This window comes from Chryseobacterium sp. Mn2064 (genome assembly GCF_049319685.1).
Taxonomy (GTDB): Bacteria; Bacteroidota; Bacteroidia; order Flavobacteriales; family Weeksellaceae; genus Chryseobacterium.
Map to the genome: position 1 here is coordinate 460750 of NZ_JBMOUE010000001.1, position 19937 is coordinate 480686.

A 19937-nucleotide genomic window follows, 5' to 3' on the forward strand; every position below is an offset into this window, starting at 1 on the left:
CTTTTGCCCGTTTTTTTATTCCTTTATAAATTTCTCATAGTATAACTTATCCTGAGTCTGAATCTTCAGATAATAGGTTCCTTTTGCAAAATCTTCAACTTTTACCGATTTCTGATTGGAACTTTTTCGGATCAGTCTTCCCAGATTATCATAGATCTCTACAGAATGAATGTTGCCTTCATAAGCTATATTCAACATATTTTTAACCGGGTTTGGATATATACCCAGTTTTTCTTTTTTTCCGACCTCAGAAGTGTTTAAAACCAAATTATACAAACTTCCGAAATTAAGAATACCGTATCCTGTCTGATTATTATGGTTAGGATAAAGAGATGCCGTCTGTCTTAGTCTTGTCTTAATTTGCTCTCTGTTCATGGTTGGAAAAGCCTGTATAAGACAAGCGACACCACCTGCTGCAATAGGGGTAGAAATTGAAGTTCCACTTACCGTAACTGTTGCATTGTCATAAACGGTGGTCGTATTGGAACCCTGAGCACTTCCATCAGGCTTGATGATGCCCAGAGAATTGGGTCCGAAAGAAGAAAAATCAGAAGCATTGCCTGCAGCATCTACAGACCCTATAGAAAATACTTTAGCATTATCAGAAGGGGTCAAAAGATAATGCCACGGGGCTGCCCCGGAGTTTCCTGCAGCAGCAAGAACAAAAATTCCTTTTTCTGCAGCAATCTGTGCAGCTCTTGCAATGAAAGAAGTCGTTCCGTTCATATCTGCATAGGTATAATTGTATCGGGTATCATCAAATTCACCGTATCCCAGTGATGAGGTGATAATTTCAACTCCTTTTCTGTCTGCTTCTTCGGCAGCTTCAATCCAATACAACTCTTCCTCGGGAATTTCTACCGTTGCATTTTCACTTCGGTAAAGATAAAAATCAGCGTCAGGAGCGGAACCTACAAAGGTGTCTTCCAAAAATCCTCCGATAGCCCCCAAAACTACAGATCCGTGTGGACTTAGCGTTGTAGTATAAACGTTATTGCTTTTCGTTACAAAATCATAAGTTGCTTTGATATGATTACCAGTCCATAATCTTGAAAAAGCAGATCCTGTATTCACCATAGGAAATCCGGCATCAATCACAGCAATAGAAATACCCGTTCCTGTGTATCCTGCCAAATGGAGCGGGCGGATGTTAACCTGGTCAATCTGTGTAGTTCCCTGTCCATAATTAAAGCTGGTAAGAGTTTTATTAGTAATTGTCTGATCTTTCCCTTTTTTCAGAGTTGTTTTTACTCCTGTTGAACTATTTCTGGCAAAACTTTCTACAGATAAAACGAAAGGCTGGGCCTGAAGAAGTACTTTCTGTGCCGGTGTTGCATTTACAGCAGCTCCGTTGAGCCATTTGGAATAATCTGTAACCGTAAAACCCAGATTCTGGAGATTCTGGAGATAAGACTGTTCAATAGGCGCATCCTGATCATTCAGTGAAATTCCCAGTGTGGTACGTCTGTTGAGCGACTTTTGAGACAGCTCAGAGAGCGGATTTGCATAGAACGCAGCTTTATTAGGCTTATCTGTAAAATAAACAAAAACAAGTTCTGTTTGTGCAGAGAGGGTAATATAACCAGTTAGGAAACAAATGAGTAAAAGTTTTTTCATAAGATTATTTTGTATAAAGATAAAAACAAAATCAATAAAATTTTTGATAGGATTTTAAATTCCTTATTTTTACAGAAATATTTATCTATATGAAAAAAATTCAGATGGTTGACTTGCAAAGTCAGTATTACAAAATAAAGAATGATGTAGACAATGCAGTGTTGAATGTAATGGATTCTGCGGCATTTATTAACGGTCCTGAAGTAAAGTCTTTCCAGAATGAATTGGAGTCTTATTTAGACGTAAAACATGTGATCCCATGTGCCAATGGTACAGATGCATTGCAGATTGCCCTGATGGCGTTAGATCTGAAAGAAGGAGATGAGATTATTACCGCTGATTTTACTTTTGCTGCTACAGTAGAAGTGATTCATCTGTTGAAACTGAAATCTGTATTGGTAGATGTTGATTATGATACTTTCACCATTTCTACGGAGCAGATTAAAAAAGCGATTACACCTAAAACAAAAGCGATTATTCCGGTACACATTTTCGGACAGTGTGCCAATATGGAAGAGATTCTGAAAATTGCTGAAGAGCACAATCTATATGTTATTGAAGACAACGCTCAGGCAATCGGTTCAGAATATACATTCTCTGATGGAACTGTAAAGCAGGCAGGAACAATGTCTACGGTAGGAACTACTTCTTTCTTCCCTTCAAAAAACCTGGGATGCTATGGAGATGGAGGGGCTATTTTCACCAATAATGATGAACTGGCACACCGTTTAAGAGGAATTGTAAACCATGGAATGTACGAAAGATACTATCATGATGAAGTAGGAGTAAACTCTCGTTTAGACAGTATTCAGGCTGCTGTTCTAAGAAAGAAACTTCCTCATCTTGATTCTTACAACGAAGCAAGAAGAAAAGCAGCAGATTATTATGATGAGGCATTTGAAGGAAATCCTAATATCCTTACTCCAAAGAGAGCTGAAAATTCTACACACGTATTCCACCAGTATACATTAAGAATTCTGAACGGAAAACGTAATGAACTTCAGAAATTCCTTACAGAAAAAGAAATCCCTGCGATGATCTACTATCCGGTAGCACTTAGAAAGCAGAAAGCATACTATCAGGAAAGCAATGCTGCAGATTTCGTGAATACAGATAAACTTCTGGATCAGGTAATTTCTTTACCGATGCATACAGAATTAGACGAAGAGCAGCTGAAGTATATTACAGATGCTGTACTTGAGTTTATGGGATAATGAAGAATACAGTATTTAAATATAGAATAATTGGAATAGTCATATTTTTATTCCAATTGTTTTTATTCTTCTTTTTTTGCTTTGGTACTTATAGATCAGCTTTGGAGATCAATGCAGAGATAATATTTTCTATGGAAAATTTTATCTTTCTTTTTACTTCAATAATATTTTTGAGTTCATTGTTAAGTGCCATTACTTTTTTATTGAAGAGCAAAAAAGCAATACTATATTTAAATGTAAACTATATTTTAGTTTTATTATTTTTTATTTTTGAATATATAAAGTTGAGGATGGAAACCTCTTTTGAGGGAGTTGATGTTTTGATATTCTTTATCGTTTTTTTTATAACATCAGCATTTCTTTTGATGACGAATATTTTTAAAAATAAAAAAGTGCGATTTCTAGAATTAGATGATATAGGAAAACACATAGAGTAAGAAAAATACAAAGAAAAAATAGAAATGGCAATACTTGTTACCGGAGGGCTTGGATATATTGGTTCTCATACCGTAGTAGAACTTCTGAATAACGGCTTTGAAGTGGTTATTGTAGATGATTTATCCAATACAGAAAGGTTTATTTTAAATAATATAGAAGAAATTACAGGTAAAAAACCCGCTTTTTATCCTTTTGACTTAAGACGTAAAGAACTTCTTACCCAGGTTTTTGATGCACACCCGATTGATGGATGTATCAATTTTGCGGCTTCTAAAGCTGTAGGAGAAAGCCAGATAAAACCTGTAGATTATTACGAAAATAATTTGTTCTCACTGATCAATATTCTTCAGGAATTTAAAGAAAGAAAGATCTCCAATTTCATTTTCAGTTCTTCCTGTACAGTATACGGGCAGGCAGATGTAATGCCAATTGATGAAAATACGCCTTTAAAACTTCCTGAAAGTGTATATGGAAAAACAAAGCAGATGGGAGAGCAGATCCTTATCGATTTTGCAAACGCTTACCAGCGTAAAATATCTTTATTGCGATACTTTAATCCTATAGGTGCGCATCCATCCGCTAAGATTGGAGAATTGCCTATTGGTGTTCCTAATAACTTGGTTCCTTACGTTATGCAGACCGCCGCAGGTGTTCGCGAAAAACTGAATGTTTGGGGAGACGATTATGCTACGGAGGATGGAACAGCGGTTAGAGATTATATCTACGTGGTTGATCTTGCAAAAGCTCACGTTGCTGCACTGAAAAAGCTAATGGAAGATTCAGAAGAGCATACAGTAATTGATACTTACAATCTGGGTGCCGGGAAAGGTTCCTCTGTATTGGAAGTGGTGAAAGCTTTCGAAAAAGCCAATAACGTAGAAGTTCCTTATCAGATCTGTGCGAGAAGGGAAGGGGATATTACCATTGCCTATGCCGATCCGCAAAAAGCTCAGAAAGAACTTCACTGGAAAGCGGAGACTTCTTTGGAAGAATCTTTAAAAACAGTCTGGGAATGGCAAAAATATTTAAACACCAGAAATTCATAGAGAATTGGAAAACTTTCCTTATCATTATGAAATAATAACTAAAAACGACTATAAAAACGAATTACAAAAACACCTTTGCTGAGAATAGAACCTTTTATCTGTTTAAAAGACTTTTTCAGTAAAGTTTTAATTTAAAATTAATATGAAGACACAAAGAATAGGTATTACATTTTCCTCATTTGATTTATTACACGCAGGGCACATCAAAATGCTTGAAGAAGCTAAAACCGTATGTGATTATTTAATCGTAGGACTTCAGATTGACCCGTCCCACGACCGTCCCAACAAAAATAAACCAAGTCAGACTATTGTAGAGCGATACATTCAGCTGAAGGCGGTAAACGCCGTAGACGAAATTGTTCCTTACTATACGGAAGAAGATCTGTTGGATATTTTAAAGTCGTTTGTAATTGATGTAAGAATCATCGGAGACGATTACATGGACAGAGATTTTACCGGTAAACAGTACTGTGAAGAAAAAGGAATTGAACTTTTTTTTAATAAAAGAGATCACAGGTTTTCCACCAGTGATTTGAGAAGAAGAATCTACGAAGCAGAAAAAGAAAAAGATGCACGCGCAGAATCTGTAAAATAAAACATAAAAAAATCCCGAAAAGTAATTTTCGGGATTTTTTTGTATTACATCGGGCTACCTTGTTGGTCGTCACCAGCTGCATTAGAATTAATATCTTTTTTCTTTTTAGGCTGATCAACTTTCTCTCCTTGTTTGAATCTATATGTAAGGGATAGCGCGAATTGTCTCGGTTGCCACTGCATGTAGTTGTCTCTTACGTAGTTCGGTCCATAGGCTGTAGATCTCATAGCTCTTGTATTGAATATGTCCTGAATGTTGAAGCTTATTGTACCATTTCCGCTCCATATTGTTTTGGAGGCACCAAGGCTTAATGCATACATATCTTTTCTGTCAATACTTTGAGTTTTCTGAGCTCCTCTGTAGAACCCTTGAAGCTGGAAGCTGAATGTTTTGTCAACCTTAAAGGTAGAAGTCAGTCTTGCTCTTGAAGAAAAGCCTTTACCTTCAAAAGAGGTTGGTTCTTTCATAATCTCCGGGTCAAAATAAACACCATCTGTTTTATATCTGAACACATCAACATTTCCTAAGAATTTTAACCATTTCGTAGCGTCCCAGCTGAAGTTAAGATCCATACCGATACGATCATCCGTTCCAAGGTTGATAGGCTTTGTATGGAAAGTCGTTAAAGTCTGGTTAACCCCATTTATAGTAGTAGTTGCTTCCTGATCATATACCAACATTTTTACATCATCAGTAGTGTGTCTGTAATATAATGTAGGATTGATATTGAAAGTCTTTTTGGAAAAGTTATATCCTATCTCATAAGAATCAACATAAGAAGGGTTTAAATCAATATTCCCGTCAAAGATGTTCTGGTTGTCGCTATAATTCGGATTAGGAATTAGGAAAAAAGAACGCGGACGGTCAATTCTTCTTGAGTAGTTAACTAAGAATTGGTTATCTTTTGCAATGTCATAGCTTAAAAACACACTTGGGAAAAGATTATTGTAATTTTTAGACTTGATGATTGCATCACCATCACGGTTCACATAATTGATGTCCACATTGGAAACCTCGTCTCTAAGACCAAGCTGATAGCCCAATTTCCCTATCTTGCTTTTAAACTGGAGATAGAAAGCATTGAACATTTCTTTATAAGTAGCATCATATGTATACTTTTTAAGATAATCCAGACCAGGTGCTGACGGATTATTAGTAGTGCTTTGTTGTACTTGATTGCTGTAATCATTATTATTGGTATCTAACCTATAACCTGCTTCCAGTTTGGAATTTTCCCCAAGAGGAAGCTCATAATCAGCCTTGGCAATAACAGACTTATTGATTGTATTCTGATCTATAAGATTTAAAAGCTGAAATTCACCATTTTTAGTATCGTTGATATTGCTGTCTGTATTGGATCGGTTTCTCTGTAAACTTAATGAAAGAGATAAGTTTTGTCCTTTATCATCAAACTTGTGATCTAAACCGAAATCTCCCTGAAAAGCAAGATTATTTCCATTTCCTAAACTTGCTCTCTGTCTGAAAATAGTTCCTCCCGCAAAAGGACTATCAAAATAATTGATATTTCCTGTATTATCGCTGTCGAAAGTTCTTACCGTTCCCGAAGCATTTACTGATGTTTTCTCAGAGATATCATAGGTAATTCCTCCGGTAGCATTATAATTGTCGTTTTTGCTTTTGCTGATGGATTCGTTATGAGTCTCTCTGTTGATACCACTGCTGAATAACGCATCAGTTCTATTGGTGTTCTTAGACTCTCTATAGCCACCGCCTCCATTCAGGAACCACGTGAATTTACCTTTTCTCCAGCTTAAGTTGGTGTTAAGTGCAGTCTGTGGAAGATAACCTAATGTTCCGGTTACACTTCCGTTGAATCCTGTCTTTTTATTTTTCTTTAAAATAATATTCAGGATACCTGCTGTTCCACTGGCTTCAAATTTGGATGAAGGGTTGGTGATAACTTCAATTCTGTCGATCTGATCCGCAGGAATACTCTGTAAAGCATTGGCTCCGTCATCAATCCCCAATAATGCTGAAGGTTTACCATTAATAAGGAACTTCACATTAGAACTTCCTCTCATAGAAACCGTTCCGTCTGTATCTACAGAAACTGATGGAACATTGGTAAGGACATCCTGTAAATTTCCTCCTTTGCTGACAATATCCTGTGATGGGTCATAGGTTTTTTTATCAAGCTCTACTTTATAAGGCTTAGTAGAAGCAGCAGTGATTACGATTCCTTGGATTTCATTAGTCTTGCCGTCAAGGGTTGTCGTCGCTTCAGGCTCTATAGATAATGCTCCAATATTACCGGATGCTGCGATGCTTTTATTAACGATGCTTTTTTTGTAGTCGATAGCTTCTACCGCAATGTCATAATCGCCGGGAGTTAACTGAATTTTGTACTGTCCTTTTTCATCGGTAAGTACAGCGTCACTTAAAGATTTGTTAGCTTTGTTGCTGAATGTTACAGAGGCATAAGGAACCGGCTGATTTTTCTTGTTGACAATAGTTCCCGAAACCCCTGCCTTTTCCTGAGCAAAAGCTAGCGCGGCTGCCGAAAGTACGAAGGTAAGTCCTAAAGTTTTTCTTGTGAAAATATTGACAATTTCTGTCTTATTCTTCATAGGTTATTTTTTTGTATAAAATCGTGAAAGGATAACCCTTAATATTTTGAATTTCAGTATTTATTTGATTTTCAAAATATTATGATCTTTTTATTTTTTCTAGCTGTTAAATTTTTTAGGTGCTTTTTAAGCTTATTTTATATTCTTTGAATTGAGCCAGTCCTGATACGCTTTAGCATTAATTGCGTGTTCCTCAGCACTTGCTGTAAACTTATGATATCCCAGTCTTGCAGGGTCAGCACACATGAATATATAATTGTTGTTTTCCGCATCCAAAACAGCATCCACCGAATTTTTATCTACAACACAGATAGGTCCCGGAGGAATTCCTGCATTAGCATAGGTATTATAAGGTGATGGTGTAGACAAATGCTTATAAAATACTCTTTTAATAGATTCTTTAAAATTAGTTTGTTTATTGATCGCATAGATTACCGTAGGATCAGACTGAAGCTTCATGCCTTTTCTGTAACGGTTTAAATATAATCCTGCAATTGTTCTCATTTCGTCTTTTTTTCCGCCGGATTCTTTGTATACAATAGAAGCCAGAGCATAAATCTGGTCTCTTGAAAGTCCCGACTGTTTTTCTTTACTTTCTCTTTCGCTGGTCCAGAAATCATTATACTGATTTTCAAATTTTGCGAAAAATTCTCTCGGACTTACGGTCCAGAAGAAGTTATAGGTATCAATGAAAAAATATTTTTTCAAATCCTCCACATCTTTATAGCCTTTCTCTTTTGCTACAGCATCAAGATCCTTTACAAAATGCAAAGAGTCAAGTTCTGTTTTTTTGCTCACTTTGCCAATCATCTGGTACATATCTCCAAAATCTCCGATTCTGAAAGAATTAGCCGTCTGATTTCCAGCTTTAATCATATTCACAAGGTCTTTGTTTCCTGTTCCGCTCTGAATATGATAACGCCCAGCCTTAAAATTGGCATCAAGACCTTTCTCTTTCGCTACTGCTTCAAAAGATTCCCTGTCTTTGATGTAAGGAGCAATAGAATCCAGAATCTGTTTGAAACCTGCTTTATGAGGGATCAGAACATAGCCTTCTTTTTCTACGTTGCTTCCTAAATATTTATTATAAAATCTCAAACCAAAAAATCCTGCCACTACAAATACAAGCAGAATGATAATGAGAATTGCTTTTTTCATTCTTAAATATGTTGATTAAAAGTTTTCTGTTTTTAAAGAAGATCTGCCTTACCTCTAAAAACTTGCTTTGCCGGACCTTCCAACCATATTTTCTGGAAAGAATCTCCGTTTTTTTCAGCATATACCTTAAGGTTTCCACCCAGGGTTTTAACTTTTACAGAGGTTAGATTATGTTTTTCAAGAAAAGTTAAAGCAGAAGCTGTAACTCCTGTTCCGCAACTGTAAGTTTCGTCCTCAACGCCTCGTTCATAGGTTCTTACAAATATTTCCTGATCAGAAATTTTTTCCACAAAGTTGACATTGATGCCTTTTTCTTTATAATTTTCAGAATTTCTGATAGCATATCCTTCATCATAGACGTGATAATCTTTAAGATCCTGTACATATTTTACATAATGAGGAGATCCGGTATTCAGAACAAAGTCATTTCCGTCATGAGATACAGTATCTACGTCGATCATTTTGAGTTTGATGATTCCGTTATGAATTTCAGCTTCATGTTCTCCGTCTATGGCGATAAACTTGCATTTATCTTCAAAAATATCAAGAAAGAAGGCAAAAGCCACAAGACATCTTCCTCCGTTACCACACATGGTACTTTCGCCACCATCAGAATTGTAATACACCATTTTGAAATCGTACTGAGGATCGTTTTCAAGAAGGATAAGTCCATCGGCACCTATTCCGAAACGTCTGTCACAAAGCTTTTCTATTGTATTTTTATCTTTAGGGAATTGAAGATCACGGTTGTCTACCATTACAAAATCATTCCCGGTTCCCTGATATTTATAAAATTCCATATTTTTTTGTCTAAAATGAAGAAGCAAAATTAGTATATTTAAAATGAAAAACGAACAGTGTTAGCTGTTCGTTTTGTTATTTATAATCGTTTTATCTAAAGCCTCGTCCGCCGCTCTGTTGTCTGTTTGATTCAGTGCTTTGGGTGCTTGTGTTATTCCTGAAACTTCCGGAAGATTCTGATCTTGTGCTTTCAGTACTTCTGAATCCGCCACTGTTCTGAGTTCCCTGGTTGTTCTGGAAACCACTGCTTTGGTTTCTGAAGCTGCCGTTGTTTTGAGAACCCTGGTTGTTCTGATAGCCGCTGTTCGAATTTCTGAATCCGCCGCTGTTCGTACTTCCGCTGTTTTGGTTTCTGAAACTTCCAGTGTTTTGATTGCCCTGGTTGTTCTGATATCCGCTGTTTGAATTTCGGAACCCGCCACTGTTGTTGGGTCTGTTACCATTATTGTTATAAGAATTTCCACTATTTCGGAAGCCATTATTTTCTCTCTGTGTAGTAATGGTGTTGGATCTTCTTTCTACATATACTTTTCTTCTGGTGTTATTATAGTTGTAGTAATAATAAGGGATGCCGTTGTCATAGTAATAATTCACATTATTTCTGTAATAATAGCCGTCATTACCCCAATATCCACCACTTCCGTAATATCCGGAAGGTGCGTAGTAGTATCCGTTATTGTAATAAGGATCTCCATAGCCACCATTGCTTCCATATCCGTCGCTGTATGCTAAACAAGATGTTAAACTGGTAATAGCAAAAATACTGAGTGCTATTTTTAATAAATTTTTCATGACTTTATGTACTTTTTTTCTTTAAAACTTTTTTTCCAATTGAGATATCCTACGATAGCCATTATAGTAAATACCAAATATTGAACCGAAGTGATTCCAAGTCCCTTAAAAATCATCATTGGGATACAAATAAGATCACCTATAATCCAGAAAATCCAGTTCTCAATGCGCTGTTTGGCCATAAACCACATTCCGACTAAAAATATGGAAGTTGTGAAGACATCCATCCAATTGGCCCAATCCAAATGATATAATCCTAGGCTGGTTCCTTCCATTGAAAATTGATTATCTATATAAGGTTTATAATAATAAATAAGAGTAACGAGCGCCAAACTCAGAATGAAAAGGATCACCGCAAAGAACAATTCTCTTTTGCTCGCCCAGGTGACATCCACATGTACATGATCTTCGGAGTTTTTTGCCCAAAGAACCCATCCATAAATACTCATCACAGAATAATAAACATTGATGAGACAGTCACCCAATAACCCAAAGTTGAACAGAATATAAACATAAATCAGCGTAGAAATGATTCCGGTAGGGTATACCCAGATATTTTTTCTGATAGAGAAATAAACACTCAGCGTTCCGAAGATTGCTCCCGAAGCTTCCAGTATAATCTGTAAAGCATTGTAGTCTTCATAGGGCTTTACAAAAAGATCATATACATTCATGCGATCAAAATTAAACAAAAATTAAGACTCTGAGAAATACTTTTCAACCAAGTGTTAGTCAGGTTTTTGAACCTTTAATGTAAAATAAATGAGTAAAATTTGCCGATAAACGTGAGAGTTTCTAAAATTTTTATATTTTCGTAAATCCTTAATAAATAAAAAAACATGTCGAAAATTTGGGTTAAAAAGCCACTAAGTGCCTATGAGGCAGATATGAAGAAAAGTGAGCTGAAAAAAGTCCTTGGAAAATGGAGTTTAACAGCAATTGGAGTGGGCGCTATCATTGGTGGTGGAATCTTTGTTCTTACGGGAACAGGAGCCTATTATCACGCAGGTCCTGCACTTGCAATTTCCTTTATCATTGCAGGGATCGCCTGCGTTTTTGCGGCATTATGCTATGCTGAGTTTGCATCTATTATTCCTGTAGAAGGTTCTGCCTATGCTTATGCGTATGGAACAGTAGGGGAAATTTTTGCCTGGGCCATGGGCTGGTGTCTCATTCTGGAATATGCCATGGCGAGTATGGCCGTTTCGGTGAGTTGGTCCGGCTATTTTAACAAATTTCTGAAAATTTTCAATGTTCATTTGCCGGCTTATCTTACTTCTGACCCGGCAAGTTATACGGGAGACGGTTTCTCTATGAACCTGCCTGCCTTTATTCTTGTTCTTTTGATTACCGCATTATTGGTAAAAGGAACTAAAGAAGCTGCAGGAGCCAATAACCTGATTGTTTTAATGAAAACTTCTGCTGTAATCTTCGTGATTATTGCCGGAGTATATATTATTTTCTCTAATACAGATCTTTATAACGCTGTTGACGGAGTGAAAAACTGGAAACCTTTTATTCCGGATCAGATAAAAATTAAGAATTCTGAAGGAGATTTGGTATCGGCTTATGGTATTAAAGGAATTATTTCCGGAGCAGCGGCTATTTTCTTTGCTTATATCGGTTTTGATGCTGTTTCTACACAAGCAGGAGAGGCCATCAATCCTAAGAAAGATGTACCTTTCGCGATTATTGCTTCATTATTGGTATGTACTGCGCTTTATATCTGTGTATCTCTAGTATTAACAGGGATGATGCATTATACAGACTTTAATCCTGAAGGAAAATATCCTGACGCTATTAAAGCTCCTGTAGCCTATGCATTTGAAATCGCAGGAAAACACTGGGCGAGTAATGTTGTAACGATTGCTGCTACTGTTGGATTGATTTCCGTAGTAATGGTAATGATGATGGGACAGTCAAGAATCTTCATCGGAATGTCTAAAGACGGTCTGATCCCGAAATTCTTCGGACAGCTTCACCCAAAGACAAAAACACCTTACAAAGGAATTATTTTATTAGGAGTTGTAGTGGCATTTATTGCGGCTTTCACGCCTATTTCAACATTAGCTGACATGACAAGTTTCGGAACCCTGTTTGCATTTACACTGGTTTGTATTGCCGTTTGGGTAATGAGAAAAAAAGAACCTAATTTGATCAGACCTTTCAAAGTTCCTGCTTATAAAGTTGTTGTGGCATTAGGTGTTGTAATCAACCTATATTTAATATTGAACCTAAGTGCTCATGCATTGGAATTGTCTGCAGTATGGCTATTCTTAGGAGGATTGGTTTATTTCCTTTATGGAAAATCAAACAGTAAATTGAACAACCCTGAAAAATATCAGGACGCAGAATAATAACACAAACCGCTTCGGCGGTTTTTTTATTGAATCACTATGAAAAAAATAATCACCATTTTACTTTTATCGCTAGGATGCAACGCTTTTTCACAACAAGTAGAAAGTATTGAAACCATTTTAAATGATAAGATAAGCATCAGAGCCCTTGAACTGTATGATCATAAAGTATGGTACAGCGGTACAGATTCCAAGTTTGGGTTTGTGGATCTTAAAGATTATAAAAAGAAGAAACAACTGAGGCTTTTTGAAGATAAACTTGAGTTTAGAACACTAGCTCAGGACAAAGATTCAATGTATGCTGCGAATATTGCTAGTCCTGCGTATTTTTTTAAGATTGATAAGAAGAGTTTAAAGTCCAGAATAGTATTTACGGATGTAAGTAAAGCCGCGTTTTATGATGCTTTTCATTTTGTTGATGAAAAACTGGCTTTCGCTTTTAGTGATACTGATGATAATAGATTAAAGCTGACGATGTACAAAAATGGAGAGTGGAGCTTCTTTGAGAACAATATAAAACTAAACCAAGGTGAAGCTGCTTTTGCTGCCAGTAATACCAATATTTCATCCTCTAAAAAATATCTTTGGGTTGCAACAGGAGGGAAAGCTTCGAGAATCTTAAGAATGAATCTAAAAGATGAAAAGTTTGAGATTTTCAATACTCCTTTTATTCAGGGAGAATCTTCTCAGGGAATGTATTCTATCGATTTTTATGACGATCGTTTTGGAATAGCCGTAGGAGGAGATTATACCAAACAGGAGGCCAATATCAACAATATTGCAACAACCTACGATGCTGGAGAAACCTGGCAGATTCAGGCTTCAGGACAGAATGCAGGATATACGACCTGTGTTAAAATAAAACCCGGTTCAAAAGGGAAGGAGATTATTGCGGTAGGTGATCAGCATGTCAGCTATTCTTCAGATTTCGGAAAGACCTGGAAGAAAATTTCGGATGAAAAAGGTTTTTTTGTTTGTCAATGGATCGATGGCAATCATGTCGTTTTTGCAGGAAAAGATAGAATAGCGGTCATGACATTAAAATTTTAAATATCAGGAATAGAATTTATCACTATTTTGCAAAAGGCTGATCATACGTATTTAGACTCATTATAAAATAGAACCTAATATAATTCATAGGCTAAAATTCATAACTAATGGTTAATTTTGTAGGATGGAATTTAATACAGTTACATTCCACACCCTAAAATTTTAATTTTCAAAATGAACTCTTTAATAGATAAGTATAATATTCCCGGGCCACGTTACACCTCTTATCCTACCGTTCCTTATTGGGATGAAACAACATTTTCACCGGAAGGATGGAAGGAAAGTGTAATCAGGTCTTTTCATGAAAGTAATGCAGAGGAGGGAATTTCTATTTACATCCATTTGCCTTTCTGCGAGGCGTTGTGTACATTCTGTGCCTGCCATAAGCGTATTACCAAACAGCATAGTGTTGAAGTACCTTATCTGGAAAGTGTTTTAAAAGAGTGGAAACTTTATCTAGAGCTTTTCAATGAAAAACCGAAATTAAAAGAATTACATCTTGGAGGCGGTACTCCTACGTTTTTCTCGCCTGAAAATTTAAGAACATTGCTGGAGGGGATTTTTTCATCCGTAGATATTGCAGAACATCCTGAGTTTTCTTTCGAAGGCCATCCCAATAATACGACAAGAGAGCATCTTCAGACTTTATATGATCTTGGTTTCAGAAGAGTAAGCTTTGGGGTTCAGGATTACGATCCGAAAGTACAGAAAGCCATCAACAGAATCCAGCCGTTCGAAAACGTTAAAAATGTGACAGAATGGGCAAAGGAAATTGGATATAGAGGAATCAGCCATGATCTTGTTTTTGGACTTCCTCATCAGACTTGGGAAGCGATGGAGCATACGATCCGAAAAACAATGGAGCTGAAGCCGGATCGATTAGCTTTTTATTCTTACGCACACGTTCCATGGGTGAAAGGAGTAGGACAGAGAGGGTTTGATGAAAATGATTTGCCAAGTGGAGAAGAAAAACGCCGTCTGTACGAAGATGGTAAAAAACTGCTTCAGGATTTAGGATATATCGAGGTGGGAATGGATCATTTCTCTTTAGAACATGATGATCTGTACCAATCTTTGATTCATAAAAAACTGCACAGAAATTTCATGGGATATACTTCAAGCAATACCCAACTGATGGTAGGACTTGGAATGTCTGCTATTTCAGATTCATGGTATGCTTTTGCACAGAATGTGAAAACGGTGGAAGAATATCAAAAGATGGTGGAAGAAGGTCAGATTCCTGTAGTAAAAGGACATATTCTGAATGAAGAAGACTTAACGGTGAGAAGACATATTCTGAACCTGATGTGCCAGCTTGAAACCAAATTCGATGTAAACAATTCTTTCCCTGAACTTGAAAACGCATTGGATATGCTGAAAGAAATGGAAAATGACGGATTGGTGGAGATCAATGGAACGGAAGTGAAAATTACCGAAGCCGGAAGAGCATTCACCAGAAATGTTGCCATGGTTTTTGACTTGAGAATGATGAGAAATAAACCGGAAACGAGGATTTTCTCAATGACAATATAAAATAAAAGCGGTTCAGTTTTGAACCGCTTTTTTATTGAGTTCTTTTTACAGAATTTTAAAAAACTTAGCGCTCCGTTTACACCGGTTTTATTTGATGATTAATTTTTGACTATAGGATTTCAGTTCCCCGGATTTTAAATTAATATAATAAACTCCTGCTGGAATTCCGGAAATATTAATTCCTTTTCCATTAATAATCTGATCTGTTTCCAGTACTTTTCTTCCTTCTGCACTAATGATTTCCAGTGTTGCTTTTTTATCTTTAATTCCATCAATAAAAATCTCTTTTGAGGCAGGATTAGGGTAAACTTTAATACTCGTTAATGTATTTTCCTGAGTGCTTAAAGTGCCTGTTGATATTTTAAAGATTTTTCCGCTGTTTACGGCTGCTACATATAATTCTTTCTGATAATCCTGCCCAAAGGTTGAAAAATTATTCCCACTGTAAGCAGAAGTCCATGTGATAGCATTATTAGAATCCAGTATCCCGATTTGGGTAGAGCAGTAATCTGCAAAGAAATATTTTCCCTGAAGTGCCGGATATTGTGTTCCCCGGTAAACATATCCTCCTGTAATGGAACATTTTCCCCCTGAATGATCATATACCGCAACAGGAAATGTCATCGTAGACTGTGCCGCACAACCGCCAGTAATGTTGGGGGTATTTCCTTCATAGCAGCGCCAGCCATAGTTTAAACCGGCCTGTGTAATAGGCATTTTATTGATTTCTTCTATAGCGCCCTGTCCCACATCTGCAATCATGGCATTTCCGGTAGTAAGATCAAAGGAAAATTTCCATGCATTTCGTAAGCCGTATGCCCATATCTCGTCCAAACCATCTACACCTGCTCCTGCAAAAGGATTGTCTGGAGGAATATTGTAAGGACCTGTAGCGTCCACATCTATTCTTAACATTTTTCCGAGGAAAGAATTTTTGTTTTGGGCATTATTGTTCGGGTCATTTCCGCTTCCTCCATCTCCGGTAATGATCCATAATTTTCCGTCAGGAGCAAAATGAATGCTTCCTCCATTGTGATTATCGAATGGCTTGGGGATGTTCAGAAGTATTTTTTCGGAGGCAGGATCAGCTACGTTAGGATCGGTGGAGCTTACACTGTATCTGGCAACAGTAATGTTTCCTGAAGGGTTGTTGTAATACACAAAAAAATACCCGTTGGTAGAGTATTGTGGATGAAACGCAAGTCCCAAAAGACCTCTTTCGCCGCCAAAAACAATTTTCGAACCAATATTCAGAAAATTAGTCGTGTTAATTGTCCCGTTGGGTTGAATAATTTTAATGATACCGTTCTGCTGGACAACAAAAAGCCTGCTGTCATTAGCGTTCGTAATCTCTACAGGACTGGTAAGCCCCGTAACAAATTCTTCCAAATTAATGCTTTGAGAATTAACAATTAAGGAAGAAAAAATACTAATGGTAAAAAGTAGTTTTTTCATAATATCTTGATGATTAGTGTGTTGAATTATGTATGAAAATTTTATACCAATCGGATTTTGAAAACTTCATTATGATATTATAGAAAAATTGTTGAATCTTAAATCGAAATCAGAATACCAATATATCTGAAAATAAACCATTTCTGTTGCCAAAAATTCATAAAATACAAGAAAATCATTATATTTGCCGACTTAATTTAACGTAGTTATAACAAAATGCAAGGAAAAGGACTTATTACAATTGTCGCTATTGTACTAGGGTTGATTTGCTTAAACGAGCTATTACCAACATGGTACGCCAGCAAAATTGAAAAGCAGGCAACTGCTATTGCAGGAGACAATCCGGAGAAGTATCAGAAAGAAATTGCAAAACTTTCTAAGGATACTTTGAATCTAGGATTCACAAAACTTTATTACACTAAAGCCAAAGACAAGGAAATGAAACTTGGTCTTGACTTGAAAGGAGGGATCAACGTTCTTTTGGAAATCAACCAAAGAGATCTTGTGAATGATTTAACCAATTATTCTACAAACCCTGTTCTTATCGAGGCTTTAAACAAAACTGATGAAGCACAGAAGAATTCTACAAAAGCTTACATTGATAATTTCTTTGAGCAATTCGATGTAGTAAACAAAGCTAAAGGTACCAACCTGAAGTTGGCAGATCCGGAAATCTTCGGAAATACCACTCTTACTGAGGTAAAGTACAACACGCCTGATGAGCAGGTAAAAAGCATTGTTAAAAGAAAAATTGATGCATCTGTAGGAACAGCTTTTGAGGTAATCAGAACGAGAATTGATAAAATGGGTGCTGTGCAGCCAAACGTTCAGAGAGTTCCTGGTACTGCTAGAATTTCTGTGGAAATGCCTGGTATGAAGGACATCGATAAAGTGAAGAAAATGCTTCAGACTTCTGCAAAACTTCAGTTCTGGGAAGTACAGCAGGTTCCTGAAATTGCGCCTTATTTCCAGACTTTGACAACTATGGTTGCTGCAAAGGGAGATTCTATGGGAGTAGCAAAGAATGTGAACTTCATGAATCTTTTACATCTTGACAAATTAAGAACAAATGGTGTTGCTAACGTAAAACTATCTGATACTGCAGCTGTAAACAAAATCTTAAACAGCAAAGTAGGTCAGTCTTTACGTCCGGCTAACATTAAATATACACAGTTTATGTGGGGTTACAAGCCTGAAGCTACTGATACTGAAAGTTTAGTATTGTACGCTATCAGAGGTAACATCAACCAAAAAGCTCCGGTAGATGGTGCTGTTGAAACCGCAAACATCAGCTATGATGAGTTGAGCAGAGTGGTAGTAGATATGCAGATGGACTCTAAAGGAGCAAAAGAATGGAAAACATTAACTGAGAAGAATGTAGGGAAGCCAGTTGCTGTAACACTTGACGGTAGAGTATACACAGCGCCGAATGTTGTAGGTGCTATTCCTAACGGTAGAACACAGATCTCCGGTAACTTCTCTCAGGAAGAAGCTAAAGAATTGGTAGACGTATTAGGAGCAGGTAAATTACCAGCAGGTGCAAAAGTAGTTCAGGCTACAGTTGTAGGTCCTTCATTAGGACAAGAGTCTATTGATGCTGGTGTTCTTTCATTTGGTATCGCATTCTTATTAATTATTGGGTATATCATTTTCTACTACGGTGGAGCAGGTGTTTATGCAGTAATTGCAATGATCATCAACTTGTTCTACATTTTCGGAATTATGGATTCCGTAGACGCTACACTTACGCTTCCTGGTATCGCAGGTATTGTACTTACAATGGCCATGGCGGTAGATACGAACGTAATTATCTATGAAAGAACCAAAGAAGAACTTTTCGCAGGAAAAAGTATTCTTGAAGCATACAAAGACGGTTTCAAACACGCATTAAATGCAATTGTTGATGGTCACTTAACGACATTGTTAACAGCAGGTGTGTTATTCCTTTTCGGAACAGGGCCTATCAAAGGTTTCGCATTAACATTAGGAATCGGTATCTTGATGACATTCTTTACTTCGGTATTGATTTCAAGAGTAATGATCTTCTCAAGATTAAACAAAGGAAAACACCTTTCTGTTTGGACAGGAGCTACAAAAAATCTTTTCAGAAACACTTGGATCGATTTCATTGGAAAAAGAAAATATGCTTATATCGTTTCTGGTATCTTAACAATTGTATGTGTTGCCTCTATTGCAATCCACGGATTTAAATACGGGATCGACTTTACAGGAGGAAGAAACTATGTGGTAAGATTTGATAAGGCTGTAAACGCTGAAGATGTTGAAGCTAAGTTGATAAAAGTATTCCAGACTGAAGATGGTAAAAACTCTTCTGTAGAAGCTAAAACTTTCGGAAACGACAAGCAGTTGAAAATCTCTACAGATTACCTTATCGAAGACGAATCCTTGAAAGCTGACCAAACTGTTGAGCAGAAACTATACGAAGGATTAAAATCCAGCTTACCTGGAAATATGACGATAGCTGAGTTTAAATCTGCAGATAAAGATCACGCAGGAATCATTTCTTCTGAGAAAGTGGGACCTACTGTTGCAGACGATATCAAAACTCACGGTATTCTTGCTGTAGTGGCAGCATTAGCGGGTATTTTCATCTATATCTTGGTGAGATTTAGAAAATGGCAGTTCTCTTTAGGAGCGGTTGCTGCTCTATTCCACGATGCGGTTATTATCTTAGGAGCATATTCATTGCTTCATAAATTTATGCCGTTCAACATGGAGATCAATCAGGATTTCATCGCTGCGATTCTTACAGTACTAGGTTATTCAATCAACGATACGGTAATTATCTTCGACAGAATTAGAGAATATCTGAAAGAGAAAAAATCATTAACATTGGCAGGTTTATTTGATGACTCTATTTCAAGTACATTGGGTAGAACATTCAACACCTCATTTACTACGATCCTGGTAATCTTGGCAATCTTCATTTTCGGTGGAGACAACCTGAGAGGATTTATGTTTGCGATGTTAATCGGTATTGGATTCGGTACTTATTCGTCCATCTTTATTGCATCAGCAATTGCTTATGACTTCCTGAAAACAGGAAAAGAAGATGAAGTACACGGAAAAACTACTTCTGATAAAGAAGTACTTGCTTCAAAGTAATACGAACTACAATAAATTAGGAAAGGCCGTTTCGAAAGAAACGGCCTTTTTTATGACCTTTGAAAAGAAAAACAGTCTATTCACTTCAGATTCTTCTTTTCAGATTTACATTAACTCTTCATAATTTAGAATCATTATTTTTCAGATTTGATTAATTTTGCACCATC

The 19937-nt window shown here is 36.8% G+C and carries 14 protein-coding genes; 7 read left to right on the top strand and 7 right to left on the bottom strand.

Features of this window, described 5'->3' with window-relative positions:
• Positions 1-15: 15 nt before the first annotated feature.
• Entirely contained in the window at positions 16-1617 is a 1602-nt protein-coding gene (locus ACL9RH_RS02080; RefSeq protein ID WP_422691666.1) for a S8/S53 family peptidase, read from the bottom strand.
• 89 nt (positions 1618-1706) lie between these two features.
• On the opposite strand from ACL9RH_RS02080, the gene ACL9RH_RS02085 reads away from it, so the two are divergent.
• The 3 genes from ACL9RH_RS02085 (at position 1707) to ACL9RH_RS02095 (ending at position 4910) form a co-directional block, all read left to right on the top strand.
• Positions 1707-2831, top strand: coding sequence for a DegT/DnrJ/EryC1/StrS family aminotransferase (locus tag ACL9RH_RS02085; protein WP_422691667.1), 1125 nt, complete (start codon positions 1707-1709; stop codon positions 2829-2831).
• Positions 2832-3292: 461 nt separating this feature from the next.
• Entirely contained in the window at positions 3293-4315 is a 1023-nt protein-coding gene (gene galE, locus ACL9RH_RS02090; RefSeq protein WP_422691668.1) for a UDP-glucose 4-epimerase GalE, read from the top strand.
• A 142-nt stretch (positions 4316-4457) separates the two neighbouring features.
• Positions 4458-4910: an adenylyltransferase/cytidyltransferase family protein gene (locus ACL9RH_RS02095; RefSeq protein ID WP_422691669.1), complete on the top strand. Its 453-nt coding sequence runs from the start codon at positions 4458-4460 to the stop codon at positions 4908-4910.
• A 44-nt stretch (positions 4911-4954) separates the two neighbouring features.
• Here ACL9RH_RS02095 and ACL9RH_RS02100 read toward each other — a convergent pair whose 3' ends face one another.
• The 5 genes from ACL9RH_RS02100 to pnuC form a co-directional block, all read right to left on the bottom strand.
• The gene (locus ACL9RH_RS02100) at positions 4955-7498 is read right to left on the bottom strand and encodes a TonB-dependent receptor domain-containing protein (RefSeq protein ID WP_422691670.1); all 2544 of its coding nucleotides are present in this window, start codon (positions 7496-7498) and stop codon (positions 4955-4957) included.
• A 132-nt stretch (positions 7499-7630) separates the two neighbouring features.
• A complete protein-coding gene (gene mltG, locus ACL9RH_RS02105) occupies positions 7631-8656 on the bottom strand; it encodes an endolytic transglycosylase MltG (RefSeq protein WP_422691671.1) in 1026 nt (341 codons plus the stop codon).
• A 32-nt stretch (positions 8657-8688) separates the two neighbouring features.
• On the bottom strand, positions 8689-9456 hold the full coding sequence (gene dapF, locus ACL9RH_RS02110; RefSeq protein ID WP_422691672.1) for a diaminopimelate epimerase: 768 nt from the start codon (positions 9454-9456) through the stop codon (positions 8689-8691).
• Positions 9457-9547: 91 nt separating this feature from the next.
• On the bottom strand, positions 9548-10249 hold the full coding sequence (locus tag ACL9RH_RS02115) for a hypothetical protein (protein ID WP_422691673.1): 702 nt from the start codon (positions 10247-10249) through the stop codon (positions 9548-9550).
• Positions 10246-10923 carry a nicotinamide riboside transporter PnuC gene (pnuC, locus tag ACL9RH_RS02120; RefSeq protein WP_422691674.1) on the bottom strand — a complete coding sequence of 226 codons (678 nt, stop codon included), beginning with the start codon at positions 10921-10923 and terminating at the stop codon, positions 10246-10248. Before pnuC ends, ACL9RH_RS02115 begins: the two co-directional genes overlap by 4 nt.
• Positions 10924-11088: 165 nt before the next feature.
• Between pnuC and ACL9RH_RS02125 the strand changes: the two genes are divergently transcribed.
• The 3 genes from ACL9RH_RS02125 (at position 11089) to hemN (ending at position 15189) form a co-directional block, all read left to right on the top strand.
• Positions 11089-12606, top strand: coding sequence for an amino acid permease (locus tag ACL9RH_RS02125; RefSeq protein ID WP_422691675.1), 1518 nt, complete (start codon positions 11089-11091; stop codon positions 12604-12606).
• Positions 12607-12645: 39 nt separating this feature from the next.
• Positions 12646-13656 (top strand): WD40/YVTN/BNR-like repeat-containing protein, encoded by a 1011-nt coding sequence (locus ACL9RH_RS02130; RefSeq protein ID WP_422691676.1) that lies wholly within the window; start codon positions 12646-12648, stop codon positions 13654-13656.
• A 174-nt stretch (positions 13657-13830) separates the two neighbouring features.
• The gene (gene hemN / locus ACL9RH_RS02135) at positions 13831-15189 is read left to right on the top strand and encodes an oxygen-independent coproporphyrinogen III oxidase (RefSeq protein WP_422691677.1); all 1359 of its coding nucleotides are present in this window, start codon (positions 13831-13833) and stop codon (positions 15187-15189) included.
• Positions 15190-15276: 87 nt separating this feature from the next.
• Here hemN and ACL9RH_RS02140 read toward each other — a convergent pair whose 3' ends face one another.
• Entirely contained in the window at positions 15277-16644 is a 1368-nt protein-coding gene (locus ACL9RH_RS02140) for a PQQ-dependent sugar dehydrogenase (RefSeq protein ID WP_422691678.1), read from the bottom strand.
• Between the two features lie 216 nt (positions 16645-16860).
• Between ACL9RH_RS02140 and secD the strand changes: the two genes are divergently transcribed.
• The gene (gene secD, locus ACL9RH_RS02145; protein ID WP_422691679.1) at positions 16861-19770 is read left to right on the top strand and encodes a protein translocase subunit SecD; all 2910 of its coding nucleotides are present in this window, start codon (positions 16861-16863) and stop codon (positions 19768-19770) included.
• The last annotated feature ends 167 nt before the right edge of the window (positions 19771-19937 follow it).